The sequence below is a fragment of the Jeongeupia sp. USM3 genome (assembly GCF_001808185.1).
In the GTDB taxonomy this organism is placed as follows: domain Bacteria; phylum Pseudomonadota; class Gammaproteobacteria; order Burkholderiales; family Chitinibacteraceae; genus Jeongeupia.
Map to the genome: position 1 here is coordinate 136,252 of NZ_CP017668.1, position 13,452 is coordinate 149,703.

General features: G+C 66.4%; 17 protein-coding genes. 8 read left to right on the forward strand and 9 right to left on the reverse strand.

The features are described 5' to 3' along the window. Nucleotides 1-85: 85 nt before the first annotated feature. The 4 genes from recO to BJP62_RS00650 all read left to right on the forward strand — a co-directional run bounded on the left by recO (nt 86) and on the right by BJP62_RS00650 (nt 3,944). Nucleotides 86-847, forward strand: a complete 762-nt coding sequence (recO, locus tag BJP62_RS00635) for a DNA repair protein RecO (RefSeq protein WP_070525503.1) — start codon at nt 86-88, stop codon at nt 845-847. A gap of 81 nt (nt 848-928) precedes the next feature. Next, the gene (pdxJ, locus tag BJP62_RS00640; protein WP_205700995.1) at nt 929-1,657 is read left to right on the forward strand and encodes a pyridoxine 5'-phosphate synthase; all 729 of its coding nucleotides are present in this window, start codon (nt 929-931) and stop codon (nt 1,655-1,657) included. Between the two features lie 193 nt (nt 1,658-1,850). After that, nucleotides 1,851-2,219, forward strand: coding sequence for an STAS/SEC14 domain-containing protein (locus BJP62_RS00645; protein ID WP_070525507.1), 369 nt, complete (start codon nt 1,851-1,853; stop codon nt 2,217-2,219). Between the two features lie 18 nt (nt 2,220-2,237). Next, complete coding sequence (locus BJP62_RS00650; protein WP_070525509.1) at nt 2,238-3,944, forward strand: hypothetical protein; 1,707 nt, start codon at nt 2,238-2,240, stop codon at nt 3,942-3,944. Nucleotides 3,945-4,006: 62 nt separating this feature from the next. On the opposite strand, the gene BJP62_RS00655 is transcribed toward BJP62_RS00650, so the two are convergent. The 4 genes from BJP62_RS00655 to yjgA are packed head-to-tail and all read right to left on the reverse strand — an operon-like array spanning nt 4,007 to nt 6,457. Continuing rightward, nucleotides 4,007-4,675, reverse strand: coding sequence for an alpha/beta hydrolase (locus BJP62_RS00655; protein WP_070525511.1), 669 nt, complete (start codon nt 4,673-4,675; stop codon nt 4,007-4,009). Next, on the reverse strand, nt 4,672-5,259 hold the full coding sequence (gene mog / locus BJP62_RS00660; RefSeq protein ID WP_070525514.1) for a molybdopterin adenylyltransferase: 588 nt from the start codon (nt 5,257-5,259) through the stop codon (nt 4,672-4,674). Before mog ends, BJP62_RS00655 begins: the two co-directional genes overlap by 4 nt. Next, entirely contained in the window at nt 5,256-5,912 is a 657-nt protein-coding gene (locus BJP62_RS00665) for an HAD family phosphatase (RefSeq protein WP_070525516.1), read from the reverse strand. The genes mog and BJP62_RS00665 overlap by 4 nt, the downstream gene beginning before the upstream one ends. Continuing rightward, complete coding sequence (gene yjgA / locus BJP62_RS00670; RefSeq protein ID WP_070525518.1) at nt 5,912-6,457, reverse strand: ribosome biogenesis factor YjgA; 546 nt, start codon at nt 6,455-6,457, stop codon at nt 5,912-5,914. The genes BJP62_RS00665 and yjgA overlap by 1 nt, the downstream gene beginning before the upstream one ends. Nucleotides 6,458-6,639: 182 nt before the next feature. On the opposite strand from yjgA, the gene pmbA reads away from it, so the two are divergent. Then, nucleotides 6,640-7,971 (forward strand): metalloprotease PmbA, encoded by a 1,332-nt coding sequence (gene pmbA / locus BJP62_RS00675; protein WP_070525520.1) that lies wholly within the window; start codon nt 6,640-6,642, stop codon nt 7,969-7,971. Between the two features lies 1 nt (nt 7,972). Beyond that, entirely contained in the window at nt 7,973-8,602 is a 630-nt protein-coding gene (locus BJP62_RS00680) for a DNA-3-methyladenine glycosylase (RefSeq protein WP_236943638.1), read from the forward strand. Here the strand turns inward: BJP62_RS00680 and BJP62_RS00685 are convergent. Further along, nucleotides 8,599-9,549: an IS481 family transposase gene (locus BJP62_RS00685; RefSeq protein WP_070525521.1), complete on the reverse strand. Its 951-nt coding sequence runs from the start codon at nt 9,547-9,549 to the stop codon at nt 8,599-8,601. The genes BJP62_RS00680 and BJP62_RS00685 overlap by 4 nt on opposite strands. Before the next feature lie 123 nt (nt 9,550-9,672). Here BJP62_RS00685 and BJP62_RS00690 point away from each other — a divergent pair, with 123 nt between their 5' ends. Further along, nucleotides 9,673-10,005, forward strand: coding sequence for a YnfA family protein (locus BJP62_RS00690; RefSeq protein WP_070525523.1), 333 nt, complete (start codon nt 9,673-9,675; stop codon nt 10,003-10,005). A gap of 64 nt (nt 10,006-10,069) precedes the next feature. Here BJP62_RS00690 and BJP62_RS00695 read toward each other — a convergent pair whose 3' ends face one another. Both BJP62_RS00695 and BJP62_RS00700 read right to left on the reverse strand, forming a co-directional pair. Then, complete coding sequence (locus tag BJP62_RS00695; RefSeq protein ID WP_070525525.1) at nt 10,070-11,002, reverse strand: dihydroorotate oxidase; 933 nt, start codon at nt 11,000-11,002, stop codon at nt 10,070-10,072. A 69-nt stretch (nt 11,003-11,071) separates the two neighbouring features. After that, nucleotides 11,072-11,521, reverse strand: coding sequence for a MarR family winged helix-turn-helix transcriptional regulator (locus BJP62_RS00700; protein ID WP_070525527.1), 450 nt, complete (start codon nt 11,519-11,521; stop codon nt 11,072-11,074). Nucleotides 11,522-11,715: 194 nt separating this feature from the next. On the opposite strand from BJP62_RS00700, the gene BJP62_RS00705 reads away from it, so the two are divergent. Further along, nucleotides 11,716-12,858 (forward strand): PLP-dependent aminotransferase family protein, encoded by a 1,143-nt coding sequence (locus BJP62_RS00705; RefSeq protein WP_070525528.1) that lies wholly within the window; start codon nt 11,716-11,718, stop codon nt 12,856-12,858. 23 nt (nt 12,859-12,881) lie between these two features. Here BJP62_RS00705 and BJP62_RS00710 read toward each other — a convergent pair whose 3' ends face one another. Continuing rightward, nucleotides 12,882-13,202, reverse strand: coding sequence for a metal-sensitive transcriptional regulator (locus BJP62_RS00710; protein ID WP_145927051.1), 321 nt, complete (start codon nt 13,200-13,202; stop codon nt 12,882-12,884). Continuing rightward, nucleotides 13,186-13,395 (reverse strand): heavy-metal-associated domain-containing protein, encoded by a 210-nt coding sequence (locus BJP62_RS00715; RefSeq protein WP_070525532.1) that lies wholly within the window; start codon nt 13,393-13,395, stop codon nt 13,186-13,188. The genes BJP62_RS00710 and BJP62_RS00715 overlap by 17 nt, the downstream gene beginning before the upstream one ends. Nucleotides 13,396-13,452: the final 57 nt, after the last annotated feature.

The window sequence follows — 13,452 nt, forward strand, 5'->3', positions numbered from 1 at the left end:
CATTCCGGTTCCCGCGCGCCGGGCGGGGCCAAACTGCTTTGGCTCACTGGCCCATTGAGGCTGGTTTGCGATGACTGCTACTTCAATGGCTGAAAAACCTCCCCGCAAGCCGCGACGCAAGGCGGCCGGCGACGTCCCGCGCGTCGATGCCCAGCCGGCCTTCATCCTGCACCAGTACGCGTACCGCGAAACCAGCCGGCTGCTCGACGTTTTCAGCCGCGACCACGGCCGGACGATGATCGTCGCCCGCGGCGTGCAGCGCCCGGGTTCGCAGCTGCGCGGCAGCCTGCTGGCGTTCCAGCCCTTGCTGCTGGCATGGTTCGGCGCCGGCGAGGTCAAGACACTGCATGCGGCCGAATGGCAGGGGGGGCTACCACAGCTCACCGGCCTGCCGCTGCTGTGCGGCTTCTACCTGAACGAACTACTGATGAAGCTGCTGCCGCGCGAGGATGCATATCCGGCCTTGTTCGGGGCCTACTTCGACGCAATCCGGCAGCTCGGCCGCGCCGGCAGCGAACGCACGGCGGTCGAACCGGTGCTGCGCGGTTTCGAACTGACGCTGCTGCGCGCGCTCGGCTATGCGCCGACGCTCGACCGGCTGGCCGACGGCACGCCGCTGCAGCCGGGGCGGCGTTACGGTTTCGATCCCGGGCTCGGCATCGTGCCGGCCGGTGGAGATCAGGCGCGCTACGACGCCGAGGCGCTGCTGGCGATTGCGGCCGGGCGTTTCGACGACGAGCGCATGCTCGCACAGGCCAAGCCGCTGATGCGGCTGGCGTTCGCGCCCTTGCTCGCCGATACGCCGCTGCATACGCGGCAGCTGCTGATCGATCTGCAGACGCTATAGCGCTGGCGGCGTCGTAGCCGCTACACTTTGCGTCTTTTGCCGGTCCGGCCGGCGTGAACGGGAACGAAGATGGCAGTCGATATCCAGCTGGGCGTGAACATCGATCACGTCGCGACGCTGCGCAACGCGCGTGGCACGGTCTACCCGAGCCCGGTGCTTGCGGCGCAACTGTGCGAGCAGGCCGGTGCCGACCTGATCACGCTGCACATGCGCGAAGACCGGCGCCATATCCGCGACGACGACGTCAGGCTGATCCGCAGCGTGATCCAGACCAAGATGAATCTGGAAATGGCGCTGACGCAGGAAATGCTCGAGCACGCGCTGGCGATTGCGCCGCAGGACATCTGTCTTGTTCCCGAGCGGCGCGAGGAGGTCACCACCGAGGGCGGGCTCGACGTCAGGCGCTTTGCCACGCAGACCGGCGACTATACCCGTACGCTCACCGATGCCGGCATGCGGGTGTCGATCTTCATCGACCCCGACCTCGAGCAGATCAAGCTTGCGTACGACCTGGGCGCGCCGGTGATCGAGATTCACACCGGCCGTTACGCCGATGCCCACTCGCCGGCGGAACGCGACGCCGAACTGGCACGCGTGCGCGAGGCGGCCGAGTACGCCGACTCGCTGGGGCTGATCGTCAACGCAGGCCATGGCCTGCATTACCACAACGTCCAGGCCGTCGCGGCCATCCCGCAGATCCGCGAGCTCAATATCGGCCACGCGATCATCGGCCACGCGGTCTTCGTCGGCCTGAAGGAGGCCGTGCGCGAAATGAAGGCGCTGATGGTGGCCGCCCGCCGGATACGCTGAGCGTCGCAGCCAAAACCGACAATGTAAGGGAAAGCACCCTTGCTGCGCCCCACCGGTCTGTCGCAGCATGACTGGACAGTGCTTGCACCGTTGTCGGATCGGTGCAACCACGGACGGATTCATGCTCCGGCGGCAACGGCTGGCCGGGGCGAATGCGCTATGCTGTAAGACAACGCCGGATCGAGGAGCGGACATGATCACCATCTCGCACGAAGCCCACTACATCTATGTTGCGGTGCTGAACGAATTCACCGTTCAGGATTTCAAGGAGTTCGAGGACAGCGTGCTCTACGAGCTGCGCTTTCACGGTTCGGCCAATCTGCTGTTCGACCTCTCGGGCATGATGGGCTACACCATCGACATGGCGGTCGAGGAAGTCAGGTTTGCGCGCAAGCACAGGCGCGATTTCGGCCGCGTCGCCATCGTTTCCGACGACCAGTGGGTCACCTGGTCGGCCTGGATCAACAATCTGCTTTCCGACGCCGAGATCGAGGTGTTCGACGACGTCGACGAGGCCAAAACCTGGCTGGAAGTGTCGTCGTTCGATACCGAGACCAAGTAAGGCCGCCGGTCGCTGCCCATGCGTGAATTACTGAACAGGCTTTTCAAGCGCGACGTCTCGCCGTTTGCCGGCGCCAAACAGGCCGCCGCGTGGTGTCGTCAGCTCGAACTCGAGGCGGCAGTGGCGCAGCGCGGCCAGGTATCGGCCGCGGTCAGGGCCTATCTGGACGGCAAACCCTCGCCGACGCCGGACGCGCTCGAAGCCGCCTTGCTGATCGACGCGGCGGGGCGGGCCAGTTTCGAGGCGCTGTGCGACCAGTATGTCGCCAACCCGCGCATGTCGAAGGAACTCGAGCGCCAGCTGTGGAAGGAGATCGTAGAGCATGCGCAGCTCATGGTCGATCTCTACCAGTGCTTCGTCAAATGCGAGCCCGAAGCGCAGGACAAGGCCAGGTTCGAGGCGCTGATGCCGTCGGTGCTGGCGCGCAGCCTGCACTATCTAGGCCGGCAGGCCAAATGGCACCACTTCCGTTTCGAGAAGCTGCCGTCGCGGTTGTGGAAGCTCGCGCACCAGCTCTACCGGCTCTCCGAGATCGACGGCTTCGACAGCAACCCCTTCGTGCTGTATCCGCAGCATTCCGACGAAGTCAGTTCCTGTGCCGACGAATACCTGCAGCTGCTGATGCTGGCGACGCTGTCGCAGAGCAATCTGACGGTCCGCCAGCTCGACTGGGCCGACCAGTGGCTCGACCGCTGGAGCAAGCTGCTTCAACTGTCGCGCCGGTTTCAGCCGGACCGGCACCACCTGTGCGTCAACCTGCAGGAGGATGCCGGCCCGCAACGCGTGCAGGAGGATCAGGCCGAGGAACCGTTCCGCTACTGGGGGCTGTTCGACCTGCTTCACGACGTGCAGGAAATGCAGCGCCGGATCGAGCAGGGCGCGACGCCGGTGTCGCTGGGCTTTGGCCAGGATTGCCGCCAGCCGGCCTGCACCGAGCTGCTCAGGCACATCGAGTCCGCCTGGGTGATGCTGATGCGCAATACCCAGATCAGCCGCGGTGCCCGGAAAAGCGTCAGCAAGTCGGCCGATGTGGTCCAGGGCCTGAGCCGGCTCTGGGCAATGGTCCGGGCCGACAACGACAGGTTCAGCCGGCAGCCGGCCGAGACCAGGACCGATGTCGACTACGACGAGATCATGGACATGCGCCTGTACGGTTTCGTGTCCGAGCGTACGCGCGCGAAGCAGGCGAGCGGCCCGACGACGGTACAGCCCAAGCAGCAGGTCGCCTCGGCAAGCTGGGCGATCGAGAACGAATCCGAGGGCGGCTTTGGTGCCGTGCTGCATTCAGCCGAGAATGAATGGATCCGGCCCGGTGCGCTGGTCGGGATGCGTCTCGGTGCGGAAGAGAACTGGCGGGTCTGCGTGGTGCGGCGGCTCAACCGGCTGCGCGACGAGCAGTTGTCGGCCGGCATCCAGGTCCTTTCGGCAACGCCGGTCGCGGTCAGCGTCAAGTCCGACGACGATGGCAACAGCCAGATCAACCTCACTGACCTGTCGCTCTTCAATACCGAGTTTCCGATGCTGCGCGTGGGGCTCTACATACCTCACCTGCACGCCGGCAACAGCGTCAACACGCTGATGATGCATGCATCCGAATACGCGGGCGCGCGGCTGTGCAAGGTGCAGGCGAGGGACCGGGCATTCACGATCAAGCTTGGCAGCGTGATCGAGAAAGGGCCGGACTGGGTCTGGGCCAATGTGCAGGTGATCAAGCAGGCCGACTGAGCGCCGGCCGCAACCGCTAAAAAAACGGCGCCAGCGGCGCCGTTTTTGCATCAACCGGGTGTTCAGCCCAGCCGCTGGGCGATGAAACGGCCGATCGCCTGGATTTCCGGCAGGCAGACCGAATGCTGGATCGGCCAGGTTTGCCAGCTCGCGGCGTTGCCGAGGTCGGTGACGGTCCGGACCGCCGCTTCGCCGAGTGCGACCGGGACCACCGGATCGTGGCTGCCGTGGGCGGCGAAGACCGGCGTCTGGCGGTTGGCCGCGGTGGTCGTCGCGTCGATCAGCTGCGGTGCCGGCAGATAGGTCGACAGCGCGACGATGCCGGCCAGCGGTTCGGGATGCGTCAGGCCGGCCGTGTAAGCGATCGCGCCGCCTTGCGAGAAGCCGGCCAGGACGATGCGCTCGTTCGGGATGCCGCGGGCGTTCTCGCTGGCGATCAGCGCACGCACGTGTTCGACCGAAGCCCGCACGCCGTCGATATCGGCATGGCGATCGATGCTGTCGAAATAAACGATGTCGTACCACGCGCGCATCACGTAACCGTTGTTGCAGCTGATCGGCATGTACGGCGCGTGCGGAAACAGGAATCGCACCGCCAGCCCGTCCAGGCCGAGTTCCGGCACCACCGGGACAAAGTCGTTGCCGTCGGCGCCGAGGCCGTGCAGCCAGATCACGCTGGCCTGCGGGTTCGGCGCGGTTTCGATTTCAACGCAGGGGAGCAGTTCGCTCATTGCTTGTCCTTGATGGCCGACTTGGGCCGGAATGCGGCGACGACGGCGGGGTTGGTTTCGATATACGGGCCGTCGAGTAGCTGGATGCAATACGGCACCGACGCGAACACGCCATGCACGATGACCTTGCCCTCGGCATCGCGGACGCCTTCGAGCGTTTCCTTGATCGACTTCGGCTGGCCCGGCAGGTTGAGGATCAGTGTGCGCTGGCGGACCACGCCGACCTGGCGGCTCAGGATGGCCGTCGGCACGTAATGCAGGCTGACCTGGCGCATCTGCTCGCCGAAGCCGGGCATCACCCGGTCGGCGACCGCGAGCGTGGCATCGGGTGTCACGTCGCGCAGCGCCGGGCCAGTGCCGCCGGTCGTCAGCACCAGCTGGCAGCCCTCGAGATCGACCAGTTCGCGCAAGGTTGCCTCGATCTGCGGCTGTTCGTCCGGGATCAGGCGGGTGACGAGTTCGAACGGCGTGGCCAGCGCGCTGGCCAGCCAGTCACTCAGCGCCGGGATGCCCTTGTCGTCGTAGACGCCGGTCGATGCGCGGTCCGAAACCGAGACCAGCCCGATTTTCAGCGCCGTGCTCATCGGTTCAACGCCACGGCAACGCGGCCATCGGCCCCGACGGTAAAGCGCAGATCGTGCCAGTCGCGGATCAGCAGGTCTGCTTCGGCGAGTTCTTCGGCTGCGTGCGAGGTCGTCAGCGCGATCACCGTCATGCCGGCGGCCTTGGCCGAACGCACGCCGTTGGGGGCGTCCTCGAAGGCCAGCGATCTGGCCGGATCGACGCCGAAGTGCCGCGCGCCGGCGAGATAAGGGTCGGGCGAGGGTTTGCCGTTGGCGACGTCCTCGGCGCAGACCATGAAGGCCGGCGGCGTGACGCCGCAATATTCGAGCTTGGATTGCGCCAGCGGCCGCGGCGCCGAGGTGACCACGGCTGTGCAGGCACCTTGCAGTTCGGCGATGCGCTCGAGCACGCCGTTGATCGCGACCGTGCCTTCCATATCGCTCAATTCGCGCCCGAGCAGCTTCTCGAATTCGGTCTGCAGGTCGGCATGCGGCGCAAAGCGGCTGATCACGTCGATGCCGCGCACGCCGTGCATATTGGCGATCAGGTGCTCGGCGTCGATGCCATGTTCGCCGGCCCAGTTGCGCCAGATCCGTTCGACGCAAGGGGTCGAGTCGATCAGCGTGCCGTCCATGTCGAAGAAGAGGGCGTCGAAGTGTTGGGTGAGCGGCATCATTTCTCCTCGCGCGGGTCGATCAGCGGCGGTTCGGGGTAGCGCGTCTTCAGCAGCTGGAACAGCTCGCGGAAGGCCTTCGGCGGCTTCTGCTGCTCGCGCTCCTTTTGCGCGTTGCGGATCAGCTGCCGCAGTTGCTGGATGTCGATATCCGGATGATCGCCGATCAGCGCCTCGACGGCCTTGGGGTCCGTCAGCAGCCTGTCGCGCTGGCGCTCGAGCTGGTGCAGCCAGCCGTTGTGGCGGTCCGAGTTGCCGGCGAGCGAGTCGAGCAGGGCCTGGATTGGCGCCGGGTCGACCTGGCGCATCAGCTTGCCGATGTACTGCTTGTGGCGGGCGACCGCGCCGTGCGCGGTCAGCCGCTTGGCCTCGATCAGGGCGTTGAAGAGCGTCTCGGGCAGGTCCAGACCGATCAGGTACTTGCGGTCGAGCGGGATCAGCGCTTCGCCGAGATCCTGCAGCGCGTTCATGTCGCGCTTCATCTGGCTCTTGCTGACGATTTCGACGTCGTCGTCGTGTGGGGCGGGGTCTGTGTGTCGAGCCATGGCGGGGAGCGCTGAGCAAAAGCATAATGATACCAAACCCGCCGGGCTTCTCCGGCGTACACTTGTGCCGCCCGGCCGGGCGCAGCAATGCTGATGCCGGCCACCGTACCCGATGCCGCATTCGTCCTGCCAGCACCGCTGCGTGCGAACCGCGCCTGTTGACCTTTTACCAGGGATGCCCGATGTCCGATTTCAGTTTCAGCCCCGACCAGCTCCGAGACCTTGCCGCGACCGTGCTCGATGAAGCCCGCCGGCAGGGGGCCACCGCCTGCGAGGTCGATGCCTCCGAGGGGCTGGGCCAGAACGTCTCGGTGCGGCTGGGCGAGGTCGAAACGATCGAATACAACCGCGACAAGGGCGTCGGCGTCACCGTCTATCTGGGGCAGCGCAAGGGCCACGCCAGTACGTCCGATTTCTCCACGACGGCGCTGGCCGACACGGTCAAGGCCGCGCTGGCGATCGCCCGCTACACCGCCGAGGACCCGTGCGCGGGGCTGGCCGATCCGGCACGTTTTGCCACGGTCTTCCCCGACCTTGACGTCTACCATCCGTGGGCGCTGCCGGTCGAGCAGGCGATCGGGCTGGCGCAGCGCTGCGAGGCGGCCGGCCGTGGCGTCGACCAGCGGATCGGCAATTCGGAGGGCGCCAGCGTCTCGACGGCGGCATCGCGCTGGGTGTACGCGAACTCGGCCGGCTTCTCCGGCCTGGGCGAATCGACCCGCCACGGCATCTCGGCGGCGCTGATCGCCGAGGACGAGTCGGGCATGCAGCGTGACTACTGGTATACCGCGGCGCGCGCCGCCGACGACCTTGACGATGCCGAGTCGGTTGGCCGCAAGGCGGGCGAGCGCGCGGTGCGCCGGCTCGGCGGCCGCCGGGTCAAGACCGGCGAATACCCGGTGCTGTTCGAGGCGCCGGTTGCATCGTCGCTGATCAGCCACTGGGTGTCGGCGGTCAGCGGCGGCAGCCTGTACCGCAAGACCAGCTTCCTGACCGACAGCATCGGCACCCAGGTGTTCTCGCCGGTGGTCGACATCGTCGAAGACCCGTTCGTGATTCGCGGCCTCGCCAGCGGTGCGTTCGACGCCGAAGGGGTTGCCACTGCAAGGCGCGAGCTGATCACCGCCGGCGTGCAGAACGGTTATTTCCTCGGCAGCTACAGCGCCCGCAAGCTCGGCATGGCGAGCACCGGCAATGCCGGCGGCGCGCACAACCTGCTGGTCAAGGCGACCGCCAGCCTCGACGAGCTGCTGGCCGAGCTCGGTACCGGCCTCTTCGTGACCGAACTGCTCGGCCACGGCATCAACCTCGTTACCGGCGACTATTCGCGCGGCGCGGCCGGTTTCTGGGTCGAGAACGGCCGGATCAGCCATCCGGTCGAGGAGATCACCGTCGCCGGCAATCTGCGCGACATTTTCAAGGGCATCGTCGGCATCGGTGACGACGGGCAGAAGTCGAGCAGCCGCCGGGTCGGCTCGATCCTGGTCGACAGGATGACGGTGGCGGGGCACTGAGGTGTCGATCGTCGGCCGCCCGGCGTACTGGGACGATGCATGTGCCGATCTGTCGCGGGCCGATCAGGTCATGGCCGGGCTGATTGCCCGCTACCCGGGCATCAGCCTCGAAGGGCGCGGCGACGTGTTCGTGACGCTGTGCCGGTCCGTCGTCGGCCAGCAGATTTCGGTCAAGGCCGCCGATTCGATCTGGCGGCGCTTCGAGGCCTGCCTCGGCGAGCTGCGCAGCGAGCGGCTGCTGGCGACGCCGGTCGACGCCCTGCGGGCCTGCGGCTTGTCGCAGCGCAAGGTCGAGTACCTGACGGACCTGGCGCAGCACCATGCCGACGGCCGGCTTGCCGCCGGGCGGCTGGCGGCGATGGATGACGAAGCGGTGATCGCGGAGCTGACGGCGATCCGCGGCATCGGCCGCTGGACGGCCGAGATGTTCCTGATGTTCCACCTGATGCGGCCCGATGTGCTGCCGCTCGACGACATCGGCCTGATCAAGGCGGTTGCCCGCTATTACCACGATGACGAACGCCGGCCGAAGGCAGAGGTCCACGCGCTGGCGCAGCGCTGGGCGCCGTGGCGCTCGGTCGCGACCTGGTACCTGTGGCGCGGACTCGAACCGTTGCCGGTCAGCTACTAGGTGTGAAGAGTCAAGACGTTGTTTTTCGTTGCTGAGAGACGGGACATGGGCACGTGGCAGCCGATGCCGTGATGCGGACGGTGCCAGTTGTAATAATGACTCCAATACCTCAGGACTGCGCCGCGCTCATCCGAGTGTTGATAGGTTTGGCCGTAGGCCCATTCGCGCAGCGCGGACTGGATGAAGCGCTCGGCCTTGCCGTTGGTTTGCGGTCGGTAGGCGCGGGTGAACCTCTGCTTAATGCCCAGTTCAACGCAAACGCGGCCGAAGTCATGGGAGCGGAAGGCGGGCCCGTTATCGGTGATCAGGCGCTGGAGCGGTACGCCCAGCGTTTTGAAGTAGTCGTTGGCCGCACGCAGGAAGTCGATGGCGCTGGCGCGGCGCTCGTCGGGGTAGAGTCGGGTGAAGGCGATGCGACTATGGTCGTCGATCGCCACGAACAGATATTCCCAGCCGCTGTTTCGGCTGTTCTGGCGACGATCGCCGGTGATGCGATGGCCGACCTGCTCGAAGCGGGCGAGCTTCTTGATGTCGACGTGCAGCAGTTCGCCGGGCGTTTCGCGCTCGTAGCGCTGCACAGGCTCTGCGGGCTGCAGGTCGCTTAACCGCGATAGCCCTGCGTGTCGCAGCACGCGACTGACGGTTGCTTTGGACACGCCGATATAGCTTGCGATGCGAGCCTGCAGGAACAGCTTGCGACGCAATTCGATGATCGTCAGGGCAACGCTGGGCGCAATGGCACGTGGCGAGCGCTCGGGACGCGAGGATTTGTCGAGCAAGGCAGCCGCGCCGCCGACCAGATAGCGGCCCAGCCACTTGCGGGTGGTGACCGCGCTTACGCCATGGCGTGCCGCCGCCGCCGCGGTCGACAAACCATGCTCGGTGATGTCCTGAACCATTTCCAGGCGACGCAGATACGTCAGTCGGGCATTCTTATGTGTGTTCATCCGGTGTCTTGTTCTGTGACTGGGGGTTTGGCGATTTCCAGTCTCGCAGAACTTCTCCGGGTGAACACCCGAAACAACCTATTGAACCTTCACAACTAGGCGACGCCGAGGGAGCCTTCTGAGATGAGTGCACTGCAGACGGTCGGCCTGTTCGTGCTGACCGCACTGGCCGAAATCATCGGCTGCTACATTCCCTATCTGTGGCTGCGGCAAGGTCTGTCTGCGTGGTGGCTGCCACTGGGTGTAGCCAGCCTGGTGCTGTTCGCCTGGCTTCTGAGCCTGCACCCGGCCGCGGCAGGGCGGGTTTACGCCGCGTACGGTGGCGTCTACATCACCGTGGCGCTGGGCTGGCTGTGGGCGGTTGACGGCATCCGGCCGTCGGGCTGGGACGTGCTCGGTGTGGCGGTGTCGCTCGCCGGCATGGCGATCATCATGTTCGCGCCGCGTACGGCCTGAACTGGCCGGTGGCGCGCAAACAAAAAGCCGCATTCGCGGCTTTCTGTTTGCGGAGCAGCGGTACTCACAGCGTCTTGAGCTTGCCGCGGAACTCGTCGATCGTCGCGTAGCCCTTGCTCGCCATGATCGCCGCAAGCTCGCCGAGAACGCGATCGAACACGCCCGGGCCTTCCTCCTGCAGCGCGGTGCCGATCTGGACCAGGCTGGCGCCGGCCAGCAGATGCATGAAGGCCTCGGTGCCGCTCTGCACGCCGCCGCAGCCGATGACCTGCTTGTCCGGGCAGCGACGGTAGAAGGCATTGACGTTGGCCAGCGCCGTCGGCAGCACGTAGGCGCCGCCTAGGCCGCCGAAGCCGTCCTTGGGCCTGATCACGACCGACTCGGTTTCCGGGTCGATGACGAGGCCGTTGCCGATCGAGTTGATGCAGGTGACGAAGGCGAGCCGCGGGTAGCGGTTCAGCACCTCGGCTGCGGCATCGAAGTGCGAGATGTCGAAGTACGGCGGCAGCTTGACGCCGAACGGCCGCTTGTAGGCGTCGTTGACCTCGTCGAGCAGCTCGTCCATCGCCTCGAAGTCGTAGCCGGTCTGCGGCTTGCCCGGCACGTTCGGGCACGACAGATTGACCTCGAGCAGCGCCGGGTTCACTGCCTCGCGGATCGCGGCGATCATCTCGACATTGTCGTCGAGCGTGAGCCCCGAGATCGACAGGAACAGCAGCTTGCGCTCGTGATCGAAGCGCTCGGCGTAGTCGAGGTAGTACTGGTAGCCCTCGTTGGGCAGACCCATCGAATTGATGCTGCCCAGCGGCAGGCTGCGGTAGCGCGGCGACGGATTGCCCTCGCGCGGCAGCAGCGTGCAGCTCTTGGTCACCATCGCGGCGGCGCTGCTCGCGGCAAGCTGGTCGAGTTCGGCGACGGTCCGGCAGTACACGCCGGACGCGTTCATCAGCGGGTTGGCCAAAGGCTGGCCAAGGAAATGGCAGGTCAGGTCAGTCATGGCGGTTTGGGTGGCAGTTTGCGGATCGTTTCATGCTAGGTGAAGACGGCGGATGCGCCCTGAGCTTGATCAAGTTTGGCGCGACTCGCTGGCGGCGAGTTCGTCCATGACACGGCTCCAGCCGTCGAAGGCCGCTTCGCCGGCGCGCTCGAACACCTTGGCGAGCAGTTCGCGCTGGACGCCGGTCAGCGATGCTTCGAGCACCCGGCCGGCCGGGCTGAGCGTCAGCCGGCGGGCGCGGCGGTCGTCATTGCAGACGGCGACGGTGACGAGGCCGGCCTGCTGCAGTGCCTTGAGCGGCGCATTCAGCGCCTGCTTGCTGACGCCGAGGCGGCCGAGCAGCTCGCCGACCGTCAGCCCCGGATTGCGGGCAACGAAGTAGAGGATGCGGTGGTGGACGCGACTCCAGCCGCGTTCGGCGAGCAGCGAGTCCGGCGGTGCGGTCAGCGCCCGGAAGCCGTAGAACATCTGCTCCCAGGCTTCGTTGAGCTGCGTTTCGTCGATGGGTGTGCCGGTCATGTTGACGCGCTCCCTGGAAGTCGGCAGGATTTATTCCATGATAGGTCAATGATTTTGGCTTATCCGGGCGCGATCTGCCAAGGCCACGATTCACCAAATCGGCGACAGGCAGGCGCCGCGGCGCGCACAACGCGAAATCCGTACCGTTCCGGCTCCGAGCCGGTGCCCCATCGCGTTGAACAGGAAGCCCTTCCATGTATGCCAGCCGCATTGATCGCCTCAGCTCGTCCCTCGTCCGCGACATCCTTGCCGCCACCCGCCGTCCCGGCATGATTTCCTTTGCCGGCGGCCTGCCGGCCGAAGAAGCACTGTACCGTCCCGAGAAGCTTGATGCGTCGCTGCTGGCCGGTGCCTGGCAGTATGGCGAAACCGAGGGCGAGCCGGTGCTGCGCGACGAAATCGCCCGGCTGGGCCGCAAGCTGGGCTTGGACTGCGCGCCCGAACAGGTGCTGATCGTCAACGGTTCGCAGCAGGGGATCGACCTCGTCAGCAAGCTGATGATCGACGAGGACACGCCGGTGCTGACCGAAGCGCCGGCCTATCTGGCGGCACTGCAGTCGTTCAAGCTGTTCGGCGCGCGCTTCTGTCCGGTGTCCGTCGGCCCCGACGGCGCCGACCTGGCCGGTTTCGAGTGCACGCTCGCCGATGTCCGCATGGCCTATCTGACCCCGACATTCCAGAATCCGTCCGGCTACTGTTACAGCGATACCGAGCGTGCCGCCGCCGCCGCCGCGCTCGACCGGCACGACGTGCTGCTGTTCGAGGACGACCCTTACCGCGCGCTGGCCTACGACGGCGAAGCGCCGCAGCCGATCGCCGGCCGCCTGAAGACGGCGCGCTGGGTCTACCAGGGCTCGTTCTCGAAAACGCTGGCGCCGGGGCTGCGGCTCGGTTTCCTGATCGTGCATCCGGATCTGATCGTGCCGCTGACCCGGCTCAAGCAGGCCGCCGACCTGCACAGCAACCGCGTCAGCCAGATCGTCGTCGCCGACCTGCTGGCGCGCGGCGAGCTGGACCGGCACGTTGCATCGGTGCTGCCGCTGTACCGCGAACGCCGCGACGCGATGGCGGCGGCGCTGCAACGCCACCTCGGCGAGCGCGCCCGCTGGCAGTTGCCCGCCGGCGGGCTGTTCTTCTGGCTGCAACTGGCCGAGGCGTGCGACACGATGGCGCTGATGCGCCGTGCGCTCGACGCCGGCATCGCGGTGATGCCGGGCGAGCCGTTCTTTCCGGCCGGCGCCGGCGCAAGCTGGCTGCGGCTCAATTTCAGCCACGCCAGCCCGGCGCAGATCGACACCGGCATCGCCAGGCTGGCCGGCCTGCTCGACGCCGGCTGAGCCGGCGCCGGGCGGGCGGGGCATCAGCCCAGCTTGCGCAGCACCGTCATCAGCTCGTCGATCGCGGCAGCGCCGTCACCGTCGCGGATTGCGCCGGCAACGCAGCCCCGGGCATGCGCTTCGAGCAGCTGCATGCCGAGGCTGTCGAGCGCCGACTTGGCGGCGGCGATCTGGGTCAGGATGTCGATGCAGTAGCGGTCTTCCTGCACCATCTTGTTGATGCCGCGGATCTGGCCCTCGATCCGGTTCAGCCGCTTGGTCAGCGCATCCTTGTTGTCGCGCTCGACCCGGCGGTCGTCACCGGCGTCGTGGTCCCCGGCACAGCAGTCAGCGGATGACGTCATAGCCTGCATCCTCAACCGCGCGTTCGATTTCGGCCGCATCGGTATCGGCCGCGTCGAAATCGACCCGGGCCTGCGGCGGGTCCAGCGTGACGCTGACGGTCTTGACGCCGTCGACGGCCTGCAGCGCGCGGGTGACCGACGCGACGCAACCGCCGCAGCTCATGCCGTCGATACGGATTTCGATGTGTTCCATGGTGTGTTTCTCCTGTTGGGACTTGATTAAACGGTACACGATGCCGGTAGGCGAGCG

Excerpts from the sequence above, each read along its gene's own strand:
- BJP62_RS00655 (WP_070525511.1), bottom strand. The coding sequence starts at position 4,675 with ATGAGCGAACTGCTCCCCTGCGTTGAAATCGAAACCGCGCCGAACCCG.
- recO (WP_070525503.1), top strand. The coding sequence starts at position 86 with ATGGCTGAAAAACCTCCCCGCAAGCCGCGACGCAAGGCGGCCGGCGAC.
- yjgA (WP_070525518.1), bottom strand. The coding sequence starts at position 6,457 with ATGGCTCGACACACAGACCCCGCCCCACACGACGACGACGTCGAAATC.
- BJP62_RS00695 (WP_070525525.1), bottom strand. The coding sequence starts at position 11,002 with ATGACTGACCTGACCTGCCATTTCCTTGGCCAGCCTTTGGCCAACCCG.
- BJP62_RS00700 (WP_070525527.1), bottom strand. The coding sequence starts at position 11,521 with ATGACCGGCACACCCATCGACGAAACGCAGCTCAACGAAGCCTGGGAG.
- BJP62_RS00690 (WP_070525523.1), top strand. The coding sequence starts at position 9,673 with ATGAGTGCACTGCAGACGGTCGGCCTGTTCGTGCTGACCGCACTGGCC.
- BJP62_RS00715 (WP_070525532.1), bottom strand. The coding sequence starts at position 13,395 with ATGGAACACATCGAAATCCGTATCGACGGCATGAGCTGCGGCGGTTGC.
- BJP62_RS00645 (WP_070525507.1), top strand. The coding sequence starts at position 1,851 with ATGATCACCATCTCGCACGAAGCCCACTACATCTATGTTGCGGTGCTG.
- mog (WP_070525514.1), bottom strand. The coding sequence starts at position 5,259 with ATGAGCACGGCGCTGAAAATCGGGCTGGTCTCGGTTTCGGACCGCGCA.
- BJP62_RS00665 (WP_070525516.1), bottom strand. The coding sequence starts at position 5,912 with ATGCCGCTCACCCAACACTTCGACGCCCTCTTCTTCGACATGGACGGC.
- BJP62_RS00650 (WP_070525509.1), top strand. The coding sequence starts at position 2,238 with ATGCGTGAATTACTGAACAGGCTTTTCAAGCGCGACGTCTCGCCGTTT.
- BJP62_RS00710 (WP_145927051.1), bottom strand. The coding sequence starts at position 13,202 with ATGACGTCATCCGCTGACTGCTGTGCCGGGGACCACGACGCCGGTGAC.
- BJP62_RS00685 (WP_070525521.1), bottom strand. The coding sequence starts at position 9,549 with ATGAACACACATAAGAATGCCCGACTGACGTATCTGCGTCGCCTGGAA.
- BJP62_RS00705 (WP_070525528.1), top strand. The coding sequence starts at position 11,716 with ATGTATGCCAGCCGCATTGATCGCCTCAGCTCGTCCCTCGTCCGCGAC.
- pmbA (WP_070525520.1), top strand. The coding sequence starts at position 6,640 with ATGTCCGATTTCAGTTTCAGCCCCGACCAGCTCCGAGACCTTGCCGCG.